The 605-nt window shown below is 42.8% G+C and carries 1 pseudogene; it reads right to left on the bottom strand.

Features of this window, described 5'->3' with window-relative positions:
- Positions 1-546 (bottom strand): annotated as a pseudogene (locus ACXAC4_RS17900) (hypothetical protein); the annotation flags it as partial.
- Positions 547-605: the final 59 nt, after the last annotated feature.

Genomic DNA, 605 nt, shown 5'->3' on the forward strand with positions numbered 1-605 from the left:
GCAGTAAAAAGTTTGTTCATGTATATCGAGTCGAGCTATTAATCCTTCGGTACGATCATTCACAGCAAGTAATGATTGGCTAAAGGCTTGCTCTACAAACATGGTGCCCCAATCGACGCCGTTTAGCACGACGCGAACTGGAATGTTTTTAGGCGCAATAATATCAAAGTCAGCCAACTCCATCGTTTTACTGAATAAGCTAGGACCTTGATGAATGCGCACATTGGGGGCGACTAAAGCAAATTTTCTAGATTCAAATAAGGCTTTTTTCTTTTTCAGTTCAAAGCGCAATGACCAGCGGGTGTCGTTGCTAACATGATCAAGCATGTCACCTTGAAGACGCACTTTGGCAAAGTACTTTTGTTGGTTTAAATAAAGGGTGGCATTCACTTGATTGCGCTGCTCGGCAATGATGCCGTTTTTAAGCGCGTTGTTTCTATCTTGTTCAAGTTTGAGCCAGTCCTGATATTTAATATCAACTTTGATAACAGGCAAGTCTTTATCGGCAGTCAGCAGGCGCTTAGGTGCAAGGCTGATGTCTTGCACCAATTGAATGAGTTTGCTCAGGTGCTGTGTAAGAGGTGAATCTAACCGTCGTTAACCTT

The organism is Pseudoalteromonas sp. AWM4_233, assembly GCF_056158285.1.